This is a genomic window from Micromonospora sp. WMMD736, from assembly GCF_049179015.1.
In the GTDB taxonomy this organism is placed as follows: Bacteria; Actinomycetota; Actinomycetes; order Mycobacteriales; family Micromonosporaceae; genus Micromonospora.
In genome coordinates this window covers 4,287,431-4,309,699 of sequence record NZ_JBMHMI010000001.1, presented here as the reverse complement: position 1 = coordinate 4,309,699, position 22,269 = coordinate 4,287,431, and the positions used below count along the sequence as shown (strand labels likewise).

Sequence of the window (22,269 nt, the reverse complement as noted above, 5' to 3'; positions counted from 1 at the left end):
GATCCTCGGCGGCCGGATCGGCACCGACCCGGCCGTCGCCACGGTTACAACCGGGTCACCCAGCGCGGGTTGGCCTGCGCCCAGGCCGGTACGCGGGTGCCCCGGACCGCCTCGAACAGCCCATTGCCGCCGTTGTCGAGCACCACGTACGAGACCTGGTCGATGGTCTGCGGGGACGAGGGCACCTGGACGCCGCGCATCCCGTCGGGCGGCAGCGCGCGGAGCGCGACGAGCAGGTCCTCGAGGGGTACGCCGTTGGTGTCGACGGTCAGCGAGCCACCGACCGCCCGGAGCACCTGGTCCAGCTTCACCGGATTGTTCCGCAGGTCGGCGTCGCCGGCGCTGTCCAGCATCGCCCGCAGGAGTTGCTGCTGGTGGCGTTGTCGGTCGAAGTCGCCCCCGGGCAGGTCGTAGCGCTGCCGTACGTAGTCCAGCGCCTGTGCCCCGTCCATCCGCTGGCAGCCGGTCCGGAAGACCCGATTGGTGTGGATCGAGCGCACCTCGGTGTCGACGCACATCTGCACCCCGCCCAGGAGGTCGATCACCTTCCGGAAGCCGGCGAAGTCGATCAGGGCGGCACCGTCGAACCGGATGCCGGTGAGCCGGTTCAGGGTGGTGGAGAGCAGTCGGCTGCCGGCCGGTCCGCCGCCGCCGTGCTCGTACGCGGCATTGATCTTGTCGGGGCCGCCGCCGAAGCCGTTCGCCGGTGGGATGGCGACCAGCAGGTCACGCGGAATGGAGACCAGATACGCCGCACGCCGTCCGGCGGGCACGTGCACGATGAGGATGGTGTCGGAGCGCTGGTCCGGCTCGCTGCTGCCGGCCCGCCGGTCGGTGCCGATCAGCAGGTAGTTGAGCGCCCCGTCGAGGTCGGTCCGGTCGGTGCGGGCGTCGGCGTCGAGCAACTGCTCCTTGGTGACCGTTCGGTCGTACCGGTGGGTCAGTGTCTTGAGGCCCGCCACGGCGAGCCCGGCCAGCAGGACGAGGGCCAGGCCGACACCGAGCAGGAGGCGTGGCCAGCGATCGCGGCGCGACCCGGCCGGGCGTGCCCGGCTGGCCGCGTTCCGTCCCCACCTGGACGTGACCGCCTCCCCGCAGCCGATACGTGAACATTGCTCACGTCAGGCTACGGTCAGTGACGGGACCGTCGCCGGGCTTTGCGCGACTTGGTCCCGCGCGCGCCCGCTACTTCCGGCCGGAGATCACCTGGGGGTGGGTGAAGACGAACTCGGCGAGCTTGTCCTGCTTGACCGCCTCGAACATCTCCATCGTCTCCGCGCTCAACGCCTCACGGTTGTTGCCGTTGCCGTTGAAGTTGCCGTTGTTGGTCTTCAACATGGTCAACTCGTTCGCGGTCACGCCACGCATGGTGAAGATGAAGTTCTCGATCGGCACGCCGCCGGTGTCCAGGACGAAGGCCTTGCCGGCCGCCTTGATCAACGAGTTCATCTTGGCCGGGTTGGTCAGCATGCCGCCGTCGGTGGCCTTCCGGGCCATCGCCTTGATCAGCTGCTGCTGGTTCTGCTGCCGGTCGTAGTCGCCGCCGGGGAGGCCGTAGCGCTGCCGGGCGTAGTCGAGGGCGGCCCAGCCCTCCATCTCCTGGCAGCCCTTCTTGTGCACCACCGGGGTCATCGACTTGCCGGTCTTCTTGGCGTCGGCGTTCCACATCGGCTTGCCGTCGACGAACGACATGTGCTTCGACTTGACCTCGTGGCTGACGCAGATCTTGACCGTGCCCAACGTGTCGATGACGTTCTTGAAGCCGCCGAAGTTGATGATCGCCGCGCCGTCGAAGCTGACCCCGGTGAGGCGCTTGATCGTCTGAGCCATCAACTGGGCGCCACCCTCCCAGCCGCCGCCGTTCCGGGCACCGGCCTGGAAAGCGGCGTTGATCTTGTCGGTGCCGCCGGGGAAGCCGCTCTTCTTGAAGGGCGGGATCTGCGCCTCGGTGTCCCGGGGGATCGAGATCAGGTACGCCTGGTCGTGCGAGGCCGGGATGTGCAGGATGATGATGCTGTCCGACCGGACGTCGTCGGCGGCCCACCGCTCCCGCGCGTCCACGCCGAGCAGCAGCATGTCGATCGGGCCGTCCAGGCTCGCGCCGCCCTCGGCGTCGGTCTTGCCGGCTTCACCGAGCAGGTTGCGCTGGGCGATGTCGCCGGTGGCCTGACCGATCAGCACCTTCGAGCCGACGATGGCAACCCCGCTGCTGAGCATCAGTACCGCGCCGAAGATCACGGTCAGCCGGGCCCAGAGCGGATCCCTGCGCCGGGGCCGCTTCTTTGCCGGCCCCTTGCCGCCCGTCCGACTGCCACCATCACCCGGCGGACGACCGCCCGGACCACCGCCCGACGGGCCGGGCTGCACCGGTATGGACGCAGCGATACGACCGCTCTGCGCGGCGGATTTCGTGGACGGAGGGCGACGGCTGGCCTGAACCGGCATTCGTGCTCCAGCTCGTGATCAGGAGGGGGCGGCACCACTGTACGTACATCAATTCGACTTTGCGAGTTCATCTGGACTCAATTGGGACGACAGGTCCGGTCAACCGGGCGATCGGTCGTACTCGATCACCGAAACGGTGAGTCCATCTCGCGTTGGGTAACCCGCCGCCCCCTCCGCGCGCTCAGCCGCCGTCGGAGTTCTTCGGCGGGTTGGCCTTCACCCAGTCCGCCATCGTGTCCGCCGACATGGCCTTGTACATCGCCAGCGCCTTCTCCCGGTCCGAGACCACCACCGACTCGCCGTTGATCGTGTCGCTGCCCGAGTTCGGGCTGGTCAGGAACGTCAGGTTCTCGCCGCGCAGGTTGCGGAACTGCACCGCCATATCGGTCAACGAGAAACCCTGGTCGACGGTCACCGCCGCGGTCACCGACTTGAGGAAGTCGTTGAGCTTCTTCGGGTTCGCCAAGGTGCCCGTGCTCGCCGCCTTGTCCATCAGCGCCCGCAGGAACTCCTGCTGGTGCCGCATCCGGGCGAAGTCGCCGTCCGGGAACTGCTTGCGCTGCCGGATCCAGTCCAGCGCCTCCGCGCCGTCCATGTGGTTGGTGCCCTTGGTGAACGTCCGGTACGGCTTGTGGATCGAGGTGATCGTCCGCTCCACCTTCAGGTCCACCCCGCCGAGGGCGTCGGTGACCTCCTTGAAGCCGCCGAAGTCGATCGCCATGACGTGGTCGATCCGCACGTCGCTGAAGCACTCGACGGTACGGACCGCCAGCGGCAGGCCACCGAAGGCGAACGCCGCGTTGATCTTCGCGCGCTGGCCGGAGCCGCAGTCCGCGCCGGCGCTCTCCGGGATCGGCACGTACAGGTCACGCGGAATGGAGACCAGGTACGCCTCCTGGTGGTCGGCGGGGATGTGCATCACGATGATGGTGTCGGCCCGCCACTGGCTCTTGGTGTCGACCGGCGCGTCCGGGTCCCGGGAGTCGCTGCCGACCAGCAGGATGTTCAACGCGCCGTCGACAGCCTTCGCCGGCCGACCGCCGGTGATCTCCGCGAAGGGGTCGGTGCGGGCCAGGTCGTTGTTGAGGTTGCGCGCGTACAGCCACGCGCCCAGGCCGCCGAGCAGCGCCAGCACCAGCACCGCGATGCCCGCCACCAGGCCGATCCGGCCCCAGCGGGGGCGGGGGCCACGCCGTCCCGGCCCACCGGTGCCACCCGGTCCGCCGGGTCCCGTCGGTCCCACCGGGCCGCGCGGGCCGCCCGGCCGGTCGTCGTACGACGGGTAGAAGCGCGCCTCGGCCGGACGGGCGCGCCCGGAGGCGCCCCGGTCGGGGCCGGGCACCGAGGCGCGCCCGGCGCTGCGGTGCAGGTACGGATGGGGAACGCCGGCAGAGGTCGCTGACATGCAAATCAGGGTACGTAGCGGGAGCCACTACCGCCCTCAGGTGACACTCAGCGATCGGCGGTCCGCCGCGAACCGGCTACCCTAGCCGCGCCCGGAAGTACTCGATCGTGCGTCGCAGGCCGTCTTCCGGCGTCACGGTCGGCTCGTATCCGAGCAGTTCACGGGCGAGGGTCAGATCGGGGCGGCGCATCTCGGGGTCGTCGGCGCTACGCGTGATGTACGTCACCTCCGAGTTGCTGTCGGAGAGCGACACGATCAACTCGGCGAGTTGACGCATCGACATCTCGTGCTCGGTGCCGCAGTTGACCGGGCCGGTTTCGGTCGAGTCGAGCAGCAGCAGGATGCCCCGCACCAGATCCTCGACGAAGCAGATCGACCGGGTCTGGTTGCCGGTGCCGTGCACGGTGATGGGCTCGTCGCGCAGCGCCTGGGAGATGAACGTCGGGATGGCGCGACCGTCGTCCGGGCGCATCCGCGGGCCGTATGTGTTGAAGATCCGCACGATTGCGGCGTCCAGCCCCCGGTACCGGTGGTACGCCATGGTGGCCGCCTCGGAGAAGCGCTTCGCCTCGTCGTAGACGCTGCGTACGCCGATGGGGTTGACGTTGCCCCAGTAGGTCTCGCGCTGCGGGTGCTCCTTCGGGTCCCCGTACGCCTCGGAGGTGGAGGCCATCAGGAACCGGGCACCGTCGGCGACCGCGCGGTCCAGCAGGTGCAGGGTGCCCACCGAGCCGACCCGCAGGATCTCCACCGGAAGCTGGGCGAAGTCGGTGGGGCTGGCCGGAGAGGCCATGTGCAGGATCGCGTCGAAGCGCTCGGCCAGCGCGGGGTGGTGCGTCGGCAGACCGTCGGAGATGTCCGCCTCGACCAGGGTGAAGGTCGGCCGGTCCAGCAGGTGGGCGACGTTCTCCTTGGACCCGGTGACGAAGTTGTCCAGCGCCACCACCGTGCAGCCCCGGGCGAGCAGGGAGTCGACCAGGTGCGACGGAACGAAGCCGGCGCCGCCGGTGACGAGAATGCGGTGACCGGAACCGAAGCGCTCAACAACCTTCATGCCGGTCAGCCTACCGACCCCCCTGAGCAGCCAGAGGCCCCCTGTCGACGCGTGGCGTCGACAGGGGGCCCAGTGCCTCGATCAGTGGGCGCCCGCGCCGGTGAGGGAGCGGACCTCCAGCTCGGCGTACTTGTCCTCGTCGTGCTCCTTGGAGATGAGCGTGCCGACGAACCCGCAGAGGAACCCGAACGGGATGGACAGGATGCCCGGGTTGGACAGCGGGAACCACTGCCAGTCGTGGTCCGGGAACATCGACGTCGCCGCGCCCGAGACCACCGGTGAGAAGAACACCAGCACCACGGCCGAGAGCAGGCCGCCGTAGATCGCCCACACCGCTCCGGAGGTGTTGAACCGCTTCCAGAACAGGCTGTAGAGGATCGCCGGCAGGTTGCCCGAGGCGGCGACCGCGAAGGCCAGCGCCACCAGGAACGCCACGTTGAGGTTCTGCGCGTAGATCGACAGCAGGATCGAGATCGCGCCGATCACCAGGGCGGAGATCCGGGCGACCCGTACCTCCTGGCGCTCGGAGGTCTCGCCCTTCTTCAGGACGTTCGCGTAGAAGTCGTGGGCCAGGCTGGACGAGGAGGCCAGCGTCAACCCGGCGACCACGGCCAGGATGGTGGCGAAGGCGACCGCCGCGATGATCGCCAGCAGGGCCGCACCACCCAGTTCACCACCGAAGAACTCCAGGCCGAGCGCCTCGGCCAACTGCGGCGCGGCGGTGTTGCCGGCCTTGTCCTGTGCGGTGATCGCCTCGCCGCCCACCATCGCCGCCGCGCCGAAGCCGAGGGCCAGGGTGAGCAGGTAGAAGGTGCCGATGATGCCGATGGCCCAGAGCACGCTCTTACGGGCCGCCTTGGCGGTCGGCACGGTGTAGAAGCGGATCAGGATGTGCGGCAGACCGGCGGTGCCGAGCACCAGGGCGATGCCGAGCGAGAGCAGGTCCATCTTGTTGTAGAACGTCTGCGTGGCGTTCCCGGCGACCTCGACCCCGTACCGCAGGCCCGGTTCCAGGAGCTTGTCGCCCTTGCCGGACGCGGAGGCGGCGGCGCCCAGCAGCTCGGAGAGGTTGAAGTGGTACTTCGCCAGCACCAGCACGGTCATCAGCAGCGCGCCGCTCATCAGCAGGAACGCCTTGACGATCTGCACGTACGTGGTGCCCTTCATGCCACCCACGGTCACGTAGATGATCATCAGGGCGCCGACCATGATGATGGTCGCCACCTTGGCGGTGGCGGCGTCCATGCCGAGGAACGTCGTCCCGGGCTTGATGCCGAGCAGCAGCGCGACGAGCGCGCCGGCGCCGACCATCTGGGCGAGCAGGTAGAAGATCGAGACGGTGATGGTGGAGACGGCGGCCGCCGTCCGCACCGGACGCTGCCGCATCCGGAACGCCAGCACGTCGGCCATCGTGTACCGGCCGGAGTTGCGCAGCAGCTCCGCGACCAGCAGGAGGGCCACCAGCCAGGCGACCAGGAACCCGATCGAGTAGAGGAAGCCGTCGTAGCCGTAGAGCGCGATGATGCCGGCGATGCCGAGGAACGAGGCGGCCGACATGTAGTCGCCGCCGATCGCCATGCCGTTCTGGAACCCGGAGAAGGACCGGCCGCCGGCGTAGAAGTCGGTGGCCGTCTTGGTCTGCCGGCTGGCCCAGATGGTGATGCCCAGGGTCACCGCCACGAACACCAGGAACAGCGTGATGGTCAGGTTGCGGGCCGTGTGGTTCGTCGCGTCGGCCGCGAGGAGCAGGTCAGCCGCGTGGACCGTCGTCATGGGTCACCTCCCCGATCTCGGCGCGGATCCGGTCGGCGACCGGGTCGATCTTGCGGTCGGCGTACCGGGAGTAGAGCCAGGCGATCAGGAACGTCGAGACGAACTGGAGCAGGCCGAAGACCAGGGCAACGTTGATGTTGCTGCCGAACAGCTTCGTGCCCATGAAGTCCCGGGCGTACGCGGAGAGAATGACGTAGAGCGCGTACCACAGGAAGAACGCGACGGTCATCGGGAAGACGAAGCCGCGCAGCGCGCGCCGCAACCCGGCGAACTCGTCTGACTGTTGTACGGCCAGGTACTTGTCCGGCTGGGAAGCGGTCGGCGCGGGTGTGTCCGTGGACATCTGTGGATCACCACCTTCACAGGCGTCGGGGGTAGTTGCGCGCACCGTAGGAGGCACGCTCCCCGACGGGGAAGGTCGAGATCGACGCCGGTCGTGGAGTGCGCCGAGCGGTTGACTGGGTGCGCCGAGTGACCCAAGTCACTCCGGTGACCGGTCGCGCTTCCTGGTCAGCCCGGCAGCTCGTGGTACCGCCCCCGGTAGTGCAGGAGCGGCGTGGTGTCCTCGATCAGGTCGACGGCCTCGATGGTGGCCTCCACCAGCAGACCCCAGCCGTACTCCCGGGCGGTGTCCAGCTGGCACCCCGCCCAGCCGCCGGCGTCGGACGGCACCGGCCCGTAGGGCGTGTCGGTCCACGACCCGGCGGCGAAGAGTCCTCCCGGCGCGGGAAAGAGGCCGGCGAAGCGGTCGGCGAGCTGCCGGTGTGGCGGGCCGAGTGGTGCGACCGCGAACCGGCCCGCCTCCTCGGCGGCCGCCCAGAGGTCGGACTCCGGGTCGATCAGCCCGAGCAGTCGGTCCGGCTCCCCCTCCGCGACCATCGTCGACGACACCGTCAGACCGGCCGGGCCGGGCGCCGTCCAGAGGGTGACCGGCGCGGCGAGCCGACCCCGCAGCCGGCGGGCCGGTGACCGTTGCCCGGTCGGCACGGCGAACGGGTCGGTGTGGTGGATCTCGGCGCCCGGCTCATGATTCACGTGAAACATTGTGCCGCCCCGGCCCCGCACCCAACCGACGAAGCGCGCGTGCAGGTCGGCGGGTCGCCCGTTCAGCCGGGCGAGCTGGTCGCCCGCCTCCGCCACAGCGGTCGCATCGGCAGGTGCGGCCGACTCACCGCACACCTCCGGCGGCCGCCGGGAGGCAACACCTCAGTGAGCGTGATGCCTGTGCGTCATCAAGATGACCCACCGGCATCACGCTTGTGAGGGTGGCAGGTCCCCGGGCGCCGCGCGACGCGCCGCCGCGTGCCGGCTCGATCGCGCCCGGCACGGCCGTCGCTCACGTTCAGCCCGTCGGCCTGGGCCGATTTCCTCGCGGCCCACGCGTCTCGCGGCCCGGTCGCCTAGATGACCTATCACGGGAGTTGACCGCCGACGTCCACCGGTCGAGGACGTGTCGCTGCGAGTTGACCCTCGGTCACGGCAGGGACAGGTGCTCCCGTGCGGCACGACCTCGGGCGCTTCAGCGATCTTCGACCATCAGACGCACCAACACCCCCGCTCACCGAGCCCTTGGAACAGGTCGGCTAGCGACGGGGCGTGACGGTGGCCAGCAGCTCCGGCTGACGCCGGTCCAGTACGTCACCGGCCAGGTACGCGCCGAGCAGCGCCGCGCCCAGCCCGTACCCCGTGCCGAGCGGAAGGGCCAGCCAGAGCCAGGCGTCGCCGAGCAGCGCGGCGGCAACCACCATCGGCACCCCGATGACCGCCGTGGTGATCATGGCCAGCAGGGTGAGCACCCCCTTCGCCATACCGGCACCGCTGTTCATCCCGAACGGGTTGCTCGTCTCCGGCAGTGAGTACGCCCCGAGCACCGAGAGGAAGCTGTTCACCGCCAGCCCGGCGCCGTAGGTGGCGAGCAGACTGCCGACCATCAGCCCGATCCACTGCGGTCGACTGAGCAGTACCGACAGCACCACCGCGACGAGCGCCAGCATCGGCAGGACGTACAGCGAGAACGCGGTCATCCGCGCGCGCAGCTCGACCCCACCGGGCACGCCGGCCACGACGTTCGCGGCGTACGCGCTGCCGTCGAAGCCGAACTGGTTGGCGAGGGTGGCCGAGGCGACGATGCCGACGAGGAGCAGGGAGAGGGTGACCACGACCGGTGAGCTGTCGCCGGCCGCTGCCGTGAGCCCTCCGTCCTGCGACGCGAAGTCCCCGCCCATCACGTTGATCAGGACGGGCACGAAGATCCCGACCACCGCGATGGTGATCAGGTTGGCTCGGCGACGAGCGTCGCGCCACCAGTAGCGCGCCTCGCGGGCGACGAGTGCGCCGAACCGGTCCCGCCGCGCCCAGGTGGCGGCCCGGGGAAAGAGTTGGGCGACCGCGCCGCCGTCGACGCTGCGTCGGGCCGGTGCCGGGCCGGCGGTCGCCGAGCCCACCATCGCCGACTCCAGCGATCGCGACCACCAGGTCAGCAGGGCGGCGATGGCCGCCACCGTGATCAGCAGCTTGAGCGGGGCGGCCCACACCCGCCCCTGCGCCACGTCGATGCCGGCGGTCCACGGTGCCCCGAACGGGGTCCACCCGAGCACCGACGCGGGCCCGGTCAGTCGGGTCCAGTCCGTCTGGCGCAGCGCCGCCAAGCCGAAGACCTGCAACGGACCGAGGAGCGCGGCGGTCACCGCCAGCAGTACGGCAGCCAGGTCGCGTACCCGACGGGACCGCAGCATGCTGGCGAAGGCACTGGTCACCGCGCGGCTCGCGGCCACACAGAGCAACAACCCGGAGAGTACGCCGAGCACCGCCACCACACCGGCGGACCAACCGCCCAGCGCCCAGGCGGTCAGCACCAGCCCCAGCGAGGCGATCGACGCCGCGAGTACCGGAACGCTGACCAGCGCGGCGGCGAACAGGCCGACGACCAGGGTGCGGCGCGGCAGCGGCAGCAGCGCGAACCGGGCCGGATCGAGTGTCTCGTCCACCCCGAAGAAGACCAGCGGCAGCAGCAGCCAACCGAGCACGAGCAGGCCCCCGCCGGCCGCCGCGACCAGCACCGCGTACTGGCCGTTGCCCGTCATGCCCGGCGCGGCGAACAGGAAGAAGCCACTGGCCGCGAACCAGAGGCCGACCAGCGCCCCGCCGACGAACATGGCGATCCGCCAGCCCTGGCCCCGGAAGTTGTTGCCCATCACCCGCAGCTTGAGCCGCACGAAGTGCCGCGCCGAGACCCTTCGCGCCGGGGTTGCGGGCGCAGTGGCCGCGGTGGCCGGGGTCACCGAGACAGCCATGACAACTCGTCACCGGTCGCGGTACGCCCGCCGACCACCTCGACGAAGACCTGCTCCAGCGACCGGTCGCCCCGGACGTCCGCGATCGTGCCGACCCGCTTGATGGTGCCCTGGGCCAGGATCGCCACGTGCGAGCAGAGCCGCTCGACGACCTCCATCACGTGACTGGAGAAGACCACCGTGCCGCCTCCGGCCGCGTACCGGGTGAGGATGTCGCGGATCAGCGCCGCCGACACCGGGTCGACCGCCTCGAACGGCTCGTCCAGCACCAGCACCCGGGGGCCGTGCAGCAACGCGCAGGCCAGGCCGATCTTCTTCTTCATGCCCGCCGAGTAGTCCACCACCAGCGTCCGGCCGGCGTCGCCGAGCGCCAGTACGTCCAGCAGTTCCGCGGCCCGCTGGTCGACCACCGCCGGGTCCATCCCCCGCAGCAGCCCGTGGTACGCCAGCAGTTCCGCGCCGCTGAGCCGGTCGAACAGCCGTACGCCGTCGGGCATCACGCCGAGCAGTTGCTTGGCCGTGACCGGGTCGCGCCACACGTCCTGACCGAGCACCCACGCCGAGCCGGCGTCCGGTCGTAACAGGCCGACCGCCATCGACAGGGTGGTGGTCTTGCCGGCGCCGTTGGGACCGAGCAGCCCGTAGAAGGACCCGGCGGGCACGTCCAGGTCGACACCGGCGACCGCCACCGTGCCGTCGAACCGCTTAGCCAGACCACGCAGCACGAGCGCGGGATGCTCACCAGTCATGGCCCGACGTTATCCGCCGACCGCCAGATCCGCCGTCCGGCGACAGGCGGACCCACGATCATCCCCAAGACGTAGCCCCTGCCCCGCGCGGGAAGTCGATCACGCGACCGTCACAGCCCCGGGTACGGGTGCGCCCGACCGTTCTCGCTCTCCCACTCGACGACCGCCCGCGTGCGGTCCGGGTCCTCGGCAAGCAGTCGCCAGTACTGCGCAACGACCCGCCGGGTCTCCGCCAGCGGATAACGGGCGTGCAAGACATCCCGCCAGAGATTCTGCAGGTCGACGCCTTCCGCGCTCAGCTCGGCGGCCCAGGCGTTCCCCTCCCAGCTCTCGCTCTCCTTGCGCCCGGCGGCGATGTCCTCAAGATCGGCCAACAGGTCGAGGCAGAGTTCGTGCACGCTCTGGATGTCGTCGGTCAACCACATCCCGAGGCAGGCGAGCCGCTGGTCCGTCGACTGGTACTCGGCGATGCGCTCCTTGGACCAGTGGAACTCGATAGTGCTCAAGGAGTGCCTCCAGGCAGAGTGGGGTAGCCGTGGCTGAGGGTGTCGGTTTCTGGATCGTAGAAGCCTTTCAGATGGACACCGTTGAACTTGCCTGACCACCGTCCAGTCTGTGGATCCTTGACGACATCTGGCGAGTTGAATCCACGCGTGATCGCGTTGTCGACGTCCTGCGGTGTCCAGTGGTCGGGGAAGAAGGTGCTACCACCGCGTTTCTCCTGCCACTCACCATTGCGTCGGTTCTGCATGGCGACCTTGCCGTTGTAGACGCCGGTTCGGCTGTCTCGTTTCGTCACCTTGATCAGCTTTGCGCCCGGTGGGTCGATGCCGCCCGGTCGGTGGTGCCAGCCCGACGCTCTGCCGTCGCGTTCCCCGAGCAGGGTGTGCCGCAGGCGTTCCGGCGTCATGCCGTCCGTCCGTTGACCGCGCCGCGCTCGTGCCCGCTGTTTGCGCAGGTGGGAGAGGGCGGCTCGAATGAATGTTCCCCGCCCGCGCTTACCCATCGAGGAGCGCGCCGATCACCTGGTCGATCAGCAGGCCGACGATCTCGCGGGTGATCATCTGGAAGATGGGGATCTCCGCCAGCGAGGCGCCGAACGTGGCCACCGCCGTCGCCACCGCCTGGGCGATCTCCACCGACAGGATCACCAGCTGCACGATGACCTGGATCTTCAGGGCGAGGACGATGGCGCCGATGATGATCAGGCCGGTGCCGGCCAGGGTGGCGGCGAGCGCGCCGTCCTGTAGCACCTGCACCGGCCCGTCCTGCTCGGTCCAGTACGCCTGGAAGGCGTCGATGTCGGCGCCCGCGTTGCCGGCGCCGACCGGCTGGGCCGCCTGTCCCGCCTCCGTCGTCAGGTTCTGCAGGGTGCCGCTGAAGGCGAGCCACCGTTGGCCCATCTCGACCAGCGCGGTCTCGTCCGCCTGCGGCCAGTCGTACCCGATCATGCTGAGGAAGCTGGTCAGCTCACCCGGCAGTTGCAGTCCCACGTCGCCTCACCCGAGTTCCTGGCCGAGCCCGCTGAGGTGGGCCGTGATGGCCCGCTCGTCCTCCTCGACGAGGTGTGCCATCCGGTTGAGGTCCACGCCGACGACGCCAAGCTCCTCGATCGCCGACTCGAAGCACTCCGCGGCGTACGCGGTCACCTCCTCGCAGGCCGCGCCGATCAGGCTGCCGATGTCGTCGTTGCCCCAGGGTGCCCCGAACCCCTGCAGGTCGGTCAGGAAGGTGCGCAGTTCGGTGAGGAAACGATCGGAGATGTCCTGGAGGCTGGTGCCTGCCCCGCGCAGACTGTCCGGGTCGACCATGCGGGCCACGTCAGGGCCTTCCGCCGGAGGCGAGCCGGTCCTGCACGCTGCCGAGGGTGTCGATGAGACCCTGCAACTGCGGTACGGCACCACGTTGCAGCTCACGCAACTGTTCCAGCATGGCAGCCGTGTCTGGCGTGGCGGTCGCGTCGGCCAGCGCCGCCCGTAGGTCTGCCAGGGCCGCGTTGGTGGCCGTACGGATCTCCTCGGCCAGGCTCTCCGACGCCGATCGCATCAGCTTCGGGTCGATCCACACCGACTCGATCTGTCCACCCGGGACGGCGACCACGCGTACCAGCCCGTCGGCAGCCTCACCGACGCCCTGTACGGGCGGCGCAGCTTCGCTGGGCGCTGCTGGACCGCCTCCGGCGTGACCGCGGTCGAGCGTCGACAACAGCTCCGAAATGGACCTGCTCAAATCCGAGGGGTTTGCCACGATCCGCAGTGTAGTAATCCCGCGACCGTCACCTCAGCCCCGAAGCCGTCCCACCCTCGCGTCGATCTTGCACATTCTGTCGCCTTATTGCGAAGAATGACCGCTATGCCGCGACAGAAAGTGCAAGATCGCGGGGTGGGGGTGGGGGCGGGGGGTGGGGGGCTACAGGCGGAGGGCTTCGGGGGTGTGCAGGCGGAGCATGGTGGCGGCTACGTCGGCCGGTGCTCGGCGGCGGGTCGCCATCGACACCGCGACCATCACCGTGAAGGCCAGCGGGACCGTCCAGGCGGCCGGCTGCGCGGTGAGGGTGGCGGGCCAGCCGGACAGCGGCGGGCCGAGGACGGTCACCAGCACCGCTCCGATGGCTGCCCCGCCGCCGGCCAGCACCCCGGCGGCCGCGCCCAGGTCGGTCAGACCGCGCCACCAGATGCCCAGCACCAGCAGCGGGCAGAAGCTCGACGCGGCGACGGCGAAGGCCAACCCGACCACCTGTGAGACGTCCAGGCCGGAGACGTGCAAGGCCAGCGCCGCCGGTACGCCCCCGGCGATGACGGTCGCCCAGCGGAAGCCGCGTACCGAGCCGCGGCCGAGCACGTCCGTCGAGATCACCCCGGCGACGCTGGTCAGCAGGCCCGACGAGGTGGACAGGAAGGCGGCGAACGCTCCCGCCGCGACCAGCGCGGCGAGCAGCCGCCCGGCCAGCCCGTCACCGAGGACCGCGCCGGGCAGCAGGACCACCACGGCGTCGGTCTGCCCGCTGACGAGCAGTTGCGGGGTGTAGATCCGGCCCAGCACCCCGTACAGGGTGGGCAGCAGGTAGAAGGCGCCGACCAGGGCCAGCACCACCAGTGTCGTCCGGCGGGCCGCCGCGCCATCGGGGTTGGTGTAGAAGCGGACCAGCACGTGCGGCAGCCCCATGGTGCCCAGGAAGGTGGCCAGGATCAGCGAGTACGTGCCGAACAGGCCCCGGTCGTCGGCGCCCGCGGCGCTGGGCAGCAGCCAGTCCGCCGCGTCGGTGGTTACTCCGGACACCTGCGGCACCGGGTCGCCGGCCGCGAAGGTCAGCTCGTCTCCGGGGCGTACCTCCCGGATGTCACCGTCGGCCAGGGTGAGGGTCGCGCGGTGCTCGACCACGACGGTGGTCGCGGCCCGGAACGTCGGTCCGTCCGGCGGCGTCACCGCCGGGCGGGCATCGGCCTGCCACTGCAGCGCCAGGAAGATCACGGGTACGGCGAGAGCGGTCAACTTGAGCCAGTACTGGAACGCCTGGACGAAGGTAATGGCCCGCATCCCGCCGAGCGCCACGTTCGCGGTGACCACGGCCGCGACCAGCAGGGCACCCACCGGGTACGGGGAGCCGGCCACCGTGGCCAGCGTGAGCCCGGCACCCTGCAACTGCGGCACCAGGTAGAGCCAGCCGATGAAGATCACGAAGGCGGTGGCGAGGATGCGCAGGCGGCGTGAGCCCAGCCGCAGCTCGCAGAAGTCGGGCAGCGTGAACGCCCCGGAGCGGCGCAGTGGCGCGGCCACGAACAGCAGCAGAGCCAGGTAACCCGCGGCGAAGCCGACCGGGTACCAGAGCACGTCCACGCCGTACTTGAGGACCAGGCCGGCGATGCCGAGGAAGCTCGCGGCCGACAGGTACTCCCCGCCGATGGCGGCGGCGTTCCACGTCGGACTGATCGCCCGAGAGGCGACCAGGAAGTCGGACGTGGTCCGGGCCAGCCGCAGCCCGTAGAAGCCGATGCCGACGGTGACCAGGGTGACCGCGACGATGGCCGGAACCACGTAGTCGTTGCCCACGTCACTGCTCCGGCCGTTGCACCAGGTCGGTGAAGTCCTGCTCGTTGCGCTCGGCCAGCCGCACGTACGCCCAGCCCACCGCGATCAGGAACGGGAACGACGCCACCCCGAGCAGCAGCCACGGCAGGTTGACGCCGGCCACGGTGGTCCGGCCGAGTGACGGCGCGATGGCGAACAGCCAGGGCAGGCCGCCCAGCCCGATGGCGACCACCAGCGACAACCGCAACGCCAGCGCGAGCTGGGCCCGGACCAGGCCACGGACCAGCGCCTCGCCGACCTGGGTCTGCTGGGCCAGCTCGGCGCGGGTCCGCTCGGAGCGCGTGTCGCGCCGGGTGATGTCGGCCAACACGATCCGTTCCCGCCGGGGCGGCGGGACCGCACCACCCGACCCCACGTCAGGGAGTTGCTTGGCCACCCGGGCAGTCTTGCCCGCCTCGCGCGATTGTCAAGCGTCGACGCTCACCAGTACCGCAGGCCGAGGCAGTACGTCGAGGTGGTGTTCACCGGAATCCTGTCCAGTTCGGGGCGGGCACGCTCCCGGCCGACGTTCGTCGCCCAGAGGCCGTCCCGGGGCAGGTCGGCGGCGAGCCGGGACAGCGCGCAGATCCGCATCGGCTCGGGCAGCCGGGCCAGGGCCGGTACGGCGTCCGCCGACAGTCCGGACACGTAGTCGGCGTCCAACCGGCCGGTCTCGAGGTACCTGTCGACGTTCCGGTCAGCGATCAGTCGATCGGGGTTGACCAGGGCCAGCCCGAGCAGCGCCAACACCGCCGTGCCGATCACCAGTCGGGGCAGCCAGGTGGCCCGTAGCCGTACCACGGCCACGCCGACCAGCACGAACAGCAGCCCGAGCCACAGTTCGACGGTGGCCACGACGAGCCGCAGGCGGGTGGCGCCGTACGCGTCGGCGTAGACCTGCATCCGGTAGAGCGCCGAAGCCACGATCACCAGGCTGAGCGCGGTGAGCGCCCCGAGCAGTGTGCGGACCAGCAGCCGGTCGGTCGGCGTGGCCTTGGGTGCCCGACGGGCGGCGACGGCGATCACCAGCAGGGTGAGGCCGGTGACGGCGAGCAGTTGCCAGAAGCCACCGCGCGCGTACTGCGCGTAGGTGAGCCCGGCCGTGCGCAGCACGTGCGCCGAGCCACCGAACAGCACCGTCAACTGGACCAGTACGAACGCCGCGAACAGGGCATCGAGCAGTACCAGCGGGAGCGTCCACTCCAGCCGGTGCGCCGGCCGTGCCGGCGACGGCCGCAGGTCGTCGAGGTGGGGCGGCCGACTGACCAGGTACGCGGCACCCAGCAGACCGCCGCCGATCAGCAGCAGACGGAACGTCCACCCGATCGTGCCGGGTAGCGAGATGTCGGGCAACAAGCCGCTGACCAGGTCGGCGAAGACCGCGTCGGCGGAGGAGAAGAGCAGGCCGAACAGCATCAGCAGACCGGCGGAGATCGCCACGCTGGTCAGGACCCGTCCGACGGCGATACCCGAGCCGGCCGGTCGGTTGTCGCGCAGCCCGCGTACCGCCCAGGGGAGCGCCCGTACCGTCGCGGCCGGCGGCAGGACCGCAGCCAGCAGCATGCCGAGCGGGCTCCGCCCGCCGGTCACCGTGAGCGTCCCGGTCACCACGGCGGCAAGCAGGCAGAGTGCGAAGAGCCAGCCGGCTGCCCGGAGAGTGCCCACGCCCACCAACGCGACGGTCGCGGCGGCCCAGACGACCTGCGCCGCCCGCCCCGATGCCCCCGTGGCATCGGGACGGGCGGTGGTCGCCGGGGCAACCCGGCCTGTCGACGTGGCCTGGGTCGCCGCTGTGGTGGGTGGAGCGGTCGACGAGGTCGTACGCACGACGGCGGCGACGGCGAGGACGGCGGTGCCGGCCAGCGCGGCCACCAGCCAACCGAGTCCGGGACGAACCATCGTGATCGTCGACGCGCCGAGGACGGCAGCCGCCGTCAGGACCGCCAGGACGAGCGGCCGCGCGGCACCCGCTGGTCCGGGCCAGCGCCGCTCGATCAGCGACGGTGGCCGGGGCACAGCCGCCATCGGCTGGGGCCAGGCCGGGAGCGGCCGCCCAGGGCCGATGGCCGGTGCGGCGGGGCCACCAGGCTGCGGTGCGGCTGGGCCACCGGTCGGCGGTGCCGCTGGGCCGCTGGTCGGCGGTGCCGCCGGGCCGCCGGTCGGTGGTGTCGACGGGTTGGCTGTCGGCCCCGCCGGTGCTTCGGCGACCGGCGTCGCCGGGCCGCTGGTCGGAGGCGGAGTGCTGCCAGGGGTGGTCATGCGAGCTCTCCTCGGTGTGGGCCGTTGTTCGGGATGGTGACCTGGATGCGGCAGCCCGGACGGCCGCCCTTGACGGCGCCGACCGGGTCGAGGACCGCGATCCGGCCGCCGTGGAGTTCGACGACCCAGCGGGCGATGGCCAGTCCGAGGCCGGTGCCACCCCAGGCGGCGCGGTCACCGCGGGTGAACCGTTCGAACACCCGGGACCGCTCGGCCGTCGGGATGCCGGGTCCCTCGTCGCTCACCTCGAACTGGAGTTGGCCGGCGTGCTCCTCGGCGCGTACCCGCACGGTGCCGCCCGGTGGGCTGTGCCGGGCCGCGTTGTCGAGCAGGTTCGTGAACACCTGGTGCAGCCGCCACGGGTCGGCGTGCACGGTCAACGGCCCGGCCAACTCGTGCAACCGGAAATCGACGTCCAGCCCCGCGCCGGCCGCGCTGGCCGTGGCGTGCTCCACCGCTTCGTCGAGGAAATCCCCCACGTCCAGGTGGACCCGGCGCAGCGGCACCACCCCGGCGTCGAGACGGGACAGGTCGAGCAGGTCGGCGACGAGATGCCCGAGCCGTTCGGTCTGGGACAGCGCCGCGCGCAGGGCCGCCGGCTCCGGTTCGGCCACCCCGTCCACCATGTTCTCCAGTACGCCCTGCAGTGCGGTGATCGGCGTCCGCAGCTCGTGGGAGACGTTGGCGATCAGCTCACGCCGCCGCTGGTCCGCCGCGTGCAGGTCCTCGGCCATCTTGTTGAACGCCTGGGCCAGCTCACCCACCTCGTCCCGGGAGGTGGCGCGTACCCGACGGGTGTAGTCGCCGCGGGCCATCGCCCCGGCGGCGGCCGTCATCTCGCGCAGCGGTGAGGTCATCCCGTGGGCGAGCACCTGTGAGATGACAAGCGCGATGCCGATGGAGGTGATCGCCGTGCCCGGTGGGAGCCAGCCGACGCCGTACCAGAAGTAGCCGATGGCCACCGCCCAGGAGGCGACCAGCAGCACGCCGAGCTTCATCTTTATCGAGCGGACCGGGTCGAGGGGCCGGGGAAGCACCCGGTTCAGCCAGTCCACCAGCCGGCCGGTCACGCGGGGACCTCCAGGGCGTACCCGACGCCGTGGACGGTCCGGATCAGGTCGGCGCCGAGCTTGCGGCGCAACGCCTTCACGTGGCTGTCCACCGTGCGGGTGCCGGTGCCGTCGGCCCAACCCCACACGTCGGCGAGCAGTCGTTCCCGGGGAAGCACCGTGCGCGGTCGACCGGCGAGGTGCAGCAGGAGGTCGAACTCGGTCGGCGTGAGGTGCACGTCCGCGCCGGCCCGGCGGACCCGCCGCTCGGCTTCATTGATCTCGATGTCGCCGAGGCGGATGGCGGGTGGTGCGGGGGTCGCGGCCCGTTCCATGCGGCGCAGCAGCACGTGGACGCGGGCAGCCAGTTCGCGCATCGAGAACGGTTTGGTGAGGTAGTCGTCCGCACCGACGGCGAGCCCGACCAGCAGATCTGTCTCGTCGTCGCGGGCGGTGAGCATCAGCACCGGGACCGGCCGGACCGCCTGGATGCGCCGGCACACCTCCAGACCGTCGAAGCCGGGCAGCATCACGTCGAGGACGACGAGGTCCGGCTGCCCGGTCCGGAACCGCTCGACCGCGCCGGGGCCGTCCGTGGCGATCTCCACCGCGAAACCCTCGGCGCGGAGTCGGGCGGCGACCGACTCGGCGATGGTGCGTTCGTCCTCGACGACCAGGACGCGACGTTCCTTCATGGGGTCTGACTGTAGGGAGCCGCCGTGGAGATCAGTGGGTGGCGTTGTGAACAACCTGTGGAGAACCGATCAGCCCTGTGGATAACTCGACGGTGATGGCCGCCGGCCTCCCCGAACGTCCGAGGTTCGTTGTGGACGACCAACCGAGCTGTCAGGGTGGACCGGTAGAGAGGAGGTGTGACGGTGACCAATCCTGCCCGGCCCGGCCGGGGTGACGCCTGGACGGTGGACGACCTCCAGGGCCTCCCCGAGGGCAACCAGGTCTACGAGATCTTCGACGGGAGCCTGCTCGTGTCCCCCCACGCGGACGTCTTCCACGGGGCGGTCGCCAACCGCCTCCGCCGGCTGCTCGACCGACAGGCGCCGGCCAACCTGCTCGTCGGGCAGGACATCGGCGTCAGCGCCAAGCGCTCGTCGTATTTCCTTCCGGACCTGTTCGTCGCGCACGAGAGTGCGATGGATCGGGGTGGTGCCGCGCTCCACCCGGGCGACGTGCTTCTCGTCGTCGAGGTGATCTCGCCGAGCAACGCCGGTCGGGATCTGGTGCTCAAACGGCACGAGTACGCGGCGGCCGGTATTCCGCTCTACTGGCTGGTGGAGCCCCGCAAGCAAACCCTGACGGTGCTCGTGAACGGTCCGGGCGGTTACCGCGAGCAGGCAACCGTCGCCACGGGCGAGACCTATCTTGGCGAGCAGCCGTTCCCCCTCACGCTCCCGCTCGCCGACATCTTCTGACGGCCACCCGTCCGCTCGGCGGTTGCCGGGCTCAGTCCAGGCCGACGCGTTCGGGGCGGGCCGAGGCGGAGCCGAGCCAGGTGTGCGGGTTGCCGTACCAGCACCAGCCGAGCTTCGGTGCGCCCTGGCTGATCCACAGCGCCGGCACCCGCTTGTCGCCGCACCGCGATCCGACCAGAGAGAAGCACCTGTTGCTGGCCAGCGCCTCGGGGTACAGCGTGATGAGGGCGAGCCCCTCGTCGATGGTGAGCGGCAGCCGGTCCTGAGCGGTCATGCCCTCCATGGCCACCGCCGGGGCGAGGTTGCGGAACTCCTCACCACGGTCGACGTCGAAGAGGAGGTACGTCGGCCCGGCGGGCACCTCCAGCTCCTTGATGGGGTCGAAGCGCGGCAGGTCGTCCTCGGCGTAGTGCCGGTCGAGGAAGCCGGGCTTGCGCTTGCCGGCCAGGGTGGTGAGTTCGAGTCGGGGCTCCACGCCGATCAGGTCCCGCGTGACGACCAGCAGGAAGGGCACCCGCGCGTCGGTGGGCGCAGGCAGGCCGGCGGCACCGTCGACCGCTCGGGCCCGCAGGGGCGCGACCAGGTCACGGAAGGCGCTCTCGGTCATCCCGGCCAGGGTCGGGTAGCCCAACCTCACCAGGCGGTCGAGCTGGCTGTCGAACTCGGTCTCGGCGTCGAACGGGGTTTCGGTCACGGCGGCCCTCCCGGATGTCGTACGGCCTAGCGTACAACGTACGGGACGGTTGCCGGCATTCCCGGTTCAGCGGCTCCAATCCTGCTTCGCGGCCCTGACCAGCTTGTCCTTCAGCTCGCGGGTGTGCCGCCGGCTCACCGGTAGCTCGGTGGAGTCGACCACCACCACGTAGCCGGAGTTGACCAGGCGTAGTTCCGCGATCAACTTCAACTGCACCAGGTACGACCGGTGCACCCGTACGAACCCCGCGTCCGCCCAGCGCTCGGCGAGCGTCGCCAGCGACACCCGCACCAGGTGCGAGCCCTCGGCGGTGTGCAGCCGGGCGTAGTCGCCCTGCGCCTCCACCCACCGCACCGCCGAACGCGGCAGCATGCGGGTCGTCCCGGCCAGCTCGATCGGGATCGTCGGATCCTCCTCGGCTCGGGCCAGCGCCGCCGGGTGCGACGGCACCACCCGCGAACCGATCACCCGCCGCAGCGACTCGGCCAGCCGCTCGGCGCGTACCGGTTTGCGGACGTAGTCCGTGGCGCCCAGGTCGAAGGCGTCCACCGCACCGTCGTCGTACGCGGTGACGAAGACGATCGCCGGTGGCCGGGCGAACCGGCGCAGCACCCGGGCCAGCTCCATGCCGTCCAGGCCGGGCATCCGGATGTCCAGGAAGACCACGTCCACGTCGCCGTCGCGCAGCAGCCGCAGCGCCTCCGTGGCATCCCCGGCCGTGTGCAGCCGGGCCACCCGGGGATCGGCCCGCAGGTGGTACGCCAACTCGTCGAGCGCGGGCGGTTCGTCGTCCACCGCCAACACCCGCAGGAACCCGGTGGTCACGACCCTGCCCGTACGCCCGGGTGGAACTTCGGCACCCGCACGCTCACCCGCGTCCCCGAGCCCAGCCCGGTCTCGACGACCAGCCCGAAACGGTCACCGAAGACCGAGCGCAGCCGCTCGTCGACGTTCGACAGGCCGACGTGCTGGCCCGTGTCGTCGCCCGGGTCGCCGGTGCTGCGGGCCAGCTCGGCGATACCGGTGGTCAGCGTGGTCGGATCCATACCCACCCCGTCGTCCTCCACCGTGATGTGGCATTCGGCGCCCGCGTCCCGGGCCTCGATGCTCACCATGCCCGTGCCCGGCTTGCGGGACAACCCGTGCCGGACGGCGTTCTCCACCAACGGCTGGAGACAGAGGAACGGCAGCGTCACCGGCAGCACCTCGGGCGCGATCTGCAACCGCACCTGCAACCGGTCGCCGAAGCGGGCCCGCTCGATCGTCAGGTACCGGTCGATCGACCGCAGCTCCTCCGCGAGGGTGGTGAACTCGCCGTGCGCCCGGAACGAGTACCTGGTGAACTCCGCGAACTCCAGGATCAACTCCCGGGCGCGCTCCGGGTCGGTGCGCACGAACGAGCCGATCGCGGTCAACGCGTTGTAGATGAAGTGTGGGCTGATCTGCGCCCGCAACGCCCGGATCTCGGCCCGTGCCAGCCGCTCCCGGGACGAGTCCAGCTCGGCCAGGGCGAGCTGGTTGCCGGCCCAGTGCGCGGTCTCCAGGGTGGCCTGCACCAACCCCGGCGCCGGGGCGTTGTCGGCGATCGCCACCAGCGCCCCGACCACCCGGGCGTCGGCCCCGTGCAGGGGCGCGACGACGGCCCCACGGATCGGGCAGTCCACCCGGTCGCAGCGCAGGTCGGACTCCCCGAGCACGGTCGACCGCCCGGAGCTGACCGACCGCTGGGCCGCCGCGAGCAGTTGGTCGCCGTGGTGCGTGCCGCGTCCGTCGAGGGCGAGCACCTCGTCGGCGTCCGTGAGTGCCAGCCCGACCGCGCCCACCAGGGCCCGCAGATGGCGTACGGCCTTCGCCGCGCCCGCCGCACTGAGCCCTGCCCGCAGCGGCTCGGCGGCCAGTCCGGCGGTGTGCAGCACCTCGTAGGTGGCCCGCTGGGTGGCGGTGGCGATGCCGCGCCGGGCGCGCAGTCGCAGCACCGCCAGCAGGGCTGCGGTCAGCGCGGTTACCAGCGAGACGACGCCGACGACGGCGGAGAGGTTGCCACCCACGC

At 70.9% G+C, this 22,269-nt stretch carries 23 protein-coding genes; 1 reads left to right on the top strand and 22 read right to left on the bottom strand.

Translation table 11 applies throughout. The annotated features are described in order from the left end of the window. Nucleotides 1–44 precede the first annotated feature (44 nt). From ACN269_RS19295 to ACN269_RS19205, 19 genes are all read right to left on the bottom strand, one after another. Entirely contained in the window at nucleotides 45–962 is a 918-nt protein-coding gene (locus ACN269_RS19295) for an LCP family protein (protein ID WP_421473742.1), read from the bottom strand. Nucleotides 963–1,185: 223 nt separating this feature from the next. Then, the gene (locus ACN269_RS19290) at nucleotides 1,186–2,445 is read right to left on the bottom strand and encodes an LCP family protein (RefSeq protein WP_421473741.1); all 1,260 of its coding nucleotides are present in this window, start codon (nucleotides 2,443–2,445) and stop codon (nucleotides 1,186–1,188) included. Between the two features lie 181 nt (nucleotides 2,446–2,626). After that, complete coding sequence (locus ACN269_RS19285) at nucleotides 2,627–3,850, bottom strand: LCP family protein (protein ID WP_421473740.1); 1,224 nt, start codon at nucleotides 3,848–3,850, stop codon at nucleotides 2,627–2,629. Between the two features lie 76 nt (nucleotides 3,851–3,926). Then, on the bottom strand, nucleotides 3,927–4,904 hold the full coding sequence (locus ACN269_RS19280; RefSeq protein ID WP_421473739.1) for an NAD-dependent epimerase/dehydratase family protein: 978 nt from the start codon (nucleotides 4,902–4,904) through the stop codon (nucleotides 3,927–3,929). A gap of 81 nt (nucleotides 4,905–4,985) precedes the next feature. Beyond that, nucleotides 4,986–6,677: a cation acetate symporter gene (locus ACN269_RS19275; protein WP_421473738.1), complete on the bottom strand. Its 1,692-nt coding sequence runs from the start codon at nucleotides 6,675–6,677 to the stop codon at nucleotides 4,986–4,988. Then, nucleotides 6,655–7,020 carry a DUF485 domain-containing protein gene (locus ACN269_RS19270; RefSeq protein ID WP_355048660.1) on the bottom strand — a complete coding sequence of 122 codons (366 nt, stop codon included), beginning with the start codon at nucleotides 7,018–7,020 and terminating at the stop codon, nucleotides 6,655–6,657. Before ACN269_RS19270 ends, ACN269_RS19275 begins: the two co-directional genes overlap by 23 nt. Nucleotides 7,021–7,187: 167 nt before the next feature. After that, entirely contained in the window at nucleotides 7,188–7,817 is a 630-nt protein-coding gene (locus ACN269_RS19265; protein ID WP_421473737.1) for a flavin reductase family protein, read from the bottom strand. A gap of 443 nt (nucleotides 7,818–8,260) precedes the next feature. Further along, the gene (locus ACN269_RS19260) at nucleotides 8,261–9,970 is read right to left on the bottom strand and encodes an ABC transporter permease (RefSeq protein ID WP_421473736.1); all 1,710 of its coding nucleotides are present in this window, start codon (nucleotides 9,968–9,970) and stop codon (nucleotides 8,261–8,263) included. Further along, nucleotides 9,955–10,719, bottom strand: coding sequence for an ABC transporter ATP-binding protein (locus ACN269_RS19255; RefSeq protein ID WP_396803399.1), 765 nt, complete (start codon nucleotides 10,717–10,719; stop codon nucleotides 9,955–9,957). The genes ACN269_RS19260 and ACN269_RS19255 overlap by 16 nt, the downstream gene beginning before the upstream one ends. Before the next feature lie 110 nt (nucleotides 10,720–10,829). Continuing rightward, nucleotides 10,830–11,225: a hypothetical protein gene (locus ACN269_RS19250; protein WP_421473735.1), complete on the bottom strand. Its 396-nt coding sequence runs from the start codon at nucleotides 11,223–11,225 to the stop codon at nucleotides 10,830–10,832. Next, nucleotides 11,222–11,629, bottom strand: coding sequence for an EndoU domain-containing protein (locus ACN269_RS19245; RefSeq protein ID WP_421473734.1), 408 nt, complete (start codon nucleotides 11,627–11,629; stop codon nucleotides 11,222–11,224). Before ACN269_RS19245 ends, ACN269_RS19250 begins: the two co-directional genes overlap by 4 nt. An 88-nt stretch (nucleotides 11,630–11,717) precedes the next feature. After that, nucleotides 11,718–12,212 carry a hypothetical protein gene (locus ACN269_RS19240; protein WP_421473733.1) on the bottom strand — a complete coding sequence of 165 codons (495 nt, stop codon included), beginning with the start codon at nucleotides 12,210–12,212 and terminating at the stop codon, nucleotides 11,718–11,720. Nucleotides 12,213–12,218: 6 nt separating this feature from the next. Further along, complete coding sequence (locus ACN269_RS19235) at nucleotides 12,219–12,530, bottom strand: hypothetical protein (RefSeq protein ID WP_421476428.1); 312 nt, start codon at nucleotides 12,528–12,530, stop codon at nucleotides 12,219–12,221. 10 nt (nucleotides 12,531–12,540) lie between these two features. Then, a complete protein-coding gene (locus ACN269_RS19230) occupies nucleotides 12,541–12,966 on the bottom strand; it encodes a YbaB/EbfC family nucleoid-associated protein (RefSeq protein ID WP_421473732.1) in 426 nt (141 codons plus the stop codon). 162 nt (nucleotides 12,967–13,128) lie between these two features. Beyond that, nucleotides 13,129–14,769, bottom strand: a complete 1,641-nt coding sequence (locus ACN269_RS19225; RefSeq protein WP_421473731.1) for a cation acetate symporter — start codon at nucleotides 14,767–14,769, stop codon at nucleotides 13,129–13,131. Between the two features lies 1 nt (nucleotide 14,770). Continuing rightward, on the bottom strand, nucleotides 14,771–15,184 hold the full coding sequence (locus tag ACN269_RS19220) for a hypothetical protein (RefSeq protein WP_421473730.1): 414 nt from the start codon (nucleotides 15,182–15,184) through the stop codon (nucleotides 14,771–14,773). A gap of 44 nt (nucleotides 15,185–15,228) precedes the next feature. Then, nucleotides 15,229–17,046, bottom strand: coding sequence for a DUF4153 domain-containing protein (locus tag ACN269_RS19215; RefSeq protein WP_421473729.1), 1,818 nt, complete (start codon nucleotides 17,044–17,046; stop codon nucleotides 15,229–15,231). After that, complete coding sequence (locus ACN269_RS19210; protein WP_421473728.1) at nucleotides 17,043–18,116, bottom strand: ATP-binding protein; 1,074 nt, start codon at nucleotides 18,114–18,116, stop codon at nucleotides 17,043–17,045. Before ACN269_RS19210 ends, ACN269_RS19215 begins: the two co-directional genes overlap by 4 nt. After that, the gene (locus ACN269_RS19205) at nucleotides 18,113–18,790 is read right to left on the bottom strand and encodes a response regulator transcription factor (RefSeq protein WP_421473727.1); all 678 of its coding nucleotides are present in this window, start codon (nucleotides 18,788–18,790) and stop codon (nucleotides 18,113–18,115) included. The genes ACN269_RS19210 and ACN269_RS19205 overlap by 4 nt, the downstream gene beginning before the upstream one ends. A 183-nt stretch (nucleotides 18,791–18,973) precedes the next feature. Between ACN269_RS19205 and ACN269_RS19200 the strand changes: the two genes are divergently transcribed. After that, nucleotides 18,974–19,525: a Uma2 family endonuclease gene (locus ACN269_RS19200; RefSeq protein WP_421473726.1), complete on the top strand. Its 552-nt coding sequence runs from the start codon at nucleotides 18,974–18,976 to the stop codon at nucleotides 19,523–19,525. 31 nt (nucleotides 19,526–19,556) lie between these two features. On the opposite strand, the gene ACN269_RS19195 is transcribed toward ACN269_RS19200, so the two are convergent. From ACN269_RS19195 to ACN269_RS19185, 3 genes are all read right to left on the bottom strand, one after another. Further along, the gene (locus ACN269_RS19195; protein WP_421473725.1) at nucleotides 19,557–20,219 is read right to left on the bottom strand and encodes a DUF5701 family protein; all 663 of its coding nucleotides are present in this window, start codon (nucleotides 20,217–20,219) and stop codon (nucleotides 19,557–19,559) included. Nucleotides 20,220–20,285: 66 nt separating this feature from the next. Beyond that, complete coding sequence (locus tag ACN269_RS19190) at nucleotides 20,286–21,044, bottom strand: LytR/AlgR family response regulator transcription factor (RefSeq protein ID WP_053651534.1); 759 nt, start codon at nucleotides 21,042–21,044, stop codon at nucleotides 20,286–20,288. Then, nucleotides 21,041–22,267: a sensor histidine kinase gene (locus ACN269_RS19185; RefSeq protein ID WP_421473724.1), complete on the bottom strand. Its 1,227-nt coding sequence runs from the start codon at nucleotides 22,265–22,267 to the stop codon at nucleotides 21,041–21,043. Before ACN269_RS19185 ends, ACN269_RS19190 begins: the two co-directional genes overlap by 4 nt. Between the last annotated feature and the right edge of the window lie 2 nt (nucleotides 22,268–22,269).

What these genes read in the sequence shown, in the direction of transcription:
- ACN269_RS19290 (WP_421473741.1), bottom strand. Translation starts at nt 2,445, where the DNA reads ATGCCGGTTCAGGCCAGCCGTCGCCCTCCGTCCACGAAATCCGCCGCG.
- ACN269_RS19285 (WP_421473740.1), bottom strand. Translation starts at nt 3,850, where the DNA reads ATGTCAGCGACCTCTGCCGGCGTTCCCCATCCGTACCTGCACCGCAGC.
- ACN269_RS19280 (WP_421473739.1), bottom strand. Translation starts at nt 4,904, where the DNA reads ATGAAGGTTGTTGAGCGCTTCGGTTCCGGTCACCGCATTCTCGTCACC.
- ACN269_RS19275 (WP_421473738.1), bottom strand. Translation starts at nt 6,677, where the DNA reads ATGACGACGGTCCACGCGGCTGACCTGCTCCTCGCGGCCGACGCGACG.
- ACN269_RS19270 (WP_355048660.1), bottom strand. Translation starts at nt 7,020, where the DNA reads ATGTCCACGGACACACCCGCGCCGACCGCTTCCCAGCCGGACAAGTAC.
- ACN269_RS19260 (WP_421473736.1), bottom strand. Translation starts at nt 9,970, where the DNA reads ATGGCTGTCTCGGTGACCCCGGCCACCGCGGCCACTGCGCCCGCAACC.
- ACN269_RS19255 (WP_396803399.1), bottom strand. Translation starts at nt 10,719, where the DNA reads ATGACTGGTGAGCATCCCGCGCTCGTGCTGCGTGGTCTGGCTAAGCGG.
- ACN269_RS19245 (WP_421473734.1), bottom strand. Translation starts at nt 11,629, where the DNA reads ATGACGCCGGAACGCCTGCGGCACACCCTGCTCGGGGAACGCGACGGC.
- ACN269_RS19235 (WP_421476428.1), bottom strand. Translation starts at nt 12,530, where the DNA reads ATGGTCGACCCGGACAGTCTGCGCGGGGCAGGCACCAGCCTCCAGGAC.
- ACN269_RS19215 (WP_421473729.1), bottom strand. Translation starts at nt 17,046, where the DNA reads ATGACCACCCCTGGCAGCACTCCGCCTCCGACCAGCGGCCCGGCGACG.
- ACN269_RS19205 (WP_421473727.1), bottom strand. Translation starts at nt 18,790, where the DNA reads ATGAAGGAACGTCGCGTCCTGGTCGTCGAGGACGAACGCACCATCGCC.